Below are 842 nucleotides of genomic sequence, written 5' to 3'. Positions count from 1 at the left end.
GCGCCACCCTGCGCGACCTCTATCCCGAGGTCCCCGCCCCCGGCAGCGTGCCCGACTGCTCGGTCGCCGGAGTCCTCGGCCCCCTGTGCGGAAGCATCGGATCCGCCATGGCGATGGAAGCCATCAAGGTGCTCACCGGAATCGGCACACCGCTGTACAACAGCGTGGCGATCCACAGCAGTCTCGATGCCGGCTGGGAGACCGTGCCGGTGCAGCCGATCCCCGGTCGAACTCCGGTCACCGACCTCGAGATGCATCGCAGCGATTACACCCAGCACACGTTCGACTCGCTCGGCCTCGACGACGGCACCGAGGGCGCAGCCGGCACGAACACCGGAGAGAGTCCTCTGGGGCCGGCCGCCGTCACCTGGTCGGAGCTCGACGAGACCTCCGTCCTCGTCGACATCCGCGAGGACGACGAGGTCGCCTCGGGGATGGTCCCCGGCGCCATTCACATTCCGATGGACGAGCTCCTCGCCGACCCCGGCAGGCTGCCCGTCGGGTCGGATCCCATGCAGCAGTCAGGGATCGCACTCTACTGCCGGTCGGGGGTGCGCTCGGCGAAGACCGCAGCACAGCTGCGCTCACAGGGCGCCGCGGTGACCTCGGTCAACGGCGGATACCTCGCCTTTCTGTCGCAGCCGACTCCTCAGCAGCGCTGACGTGGCGTCCACCGATCTCGCCGCTCAGAACCTCACCCGCCGGCGAACGGCGGGAGGACATCGACGGTGTCACCATCGGCCAAAGGCACCGACTTATCGGTCGCGGCCACGGAATTGACGAGGAAGCTCGAACGCGACAGCACGGTCGCGGCTTGGGTACCAGCCGCCTCGGCGAGGGTC

Annotated in this window: 2 protein-coding genes; one reads left to right on the top strand and one right to left on the bottom strand. The window is 68.8% G+C overall.

Annotation, left to right across the window (positions count from 1 at the left end; translation table 11 throughout):
* On the top strand, positions 1–662 hold a 662-nt coding region (locus tag AD89_RS0117710; RefSeq protein ID WP_025781028.1), incomplete at its 5' end, for a rhodanese-like domain-containing protein.
* A gap of 32 nt (positions 663–694) precedes the next feature.
* On the opposite strand, the gene AD89_RS19060 is transcribed toward AD89_RS0117710, so the two are convergent.
* Positions 695–842: MoaD/ThiS family protein (locus tag AD89_RS19060; protein ID WP_035321555.1), on the bottom strand; the 148-nt coding region annotated here is incomplete at its 5' end.

Origin of the sequence: Brevibacterium sp. VCM10 (assembly GCF_000583215.1) — a bacterium.
GTDB lineage: Bacteria > Actinomycetota > Actinomycetes > Actinomycetales > Brevibacteriaceae > Brevibacterium > Brevibacterium linens.
The sequence above is the reverse complement of the archived record's forward strand: the minus strand, read 5'-3'. Positions and strand labels throughout refer to the sequence as shown.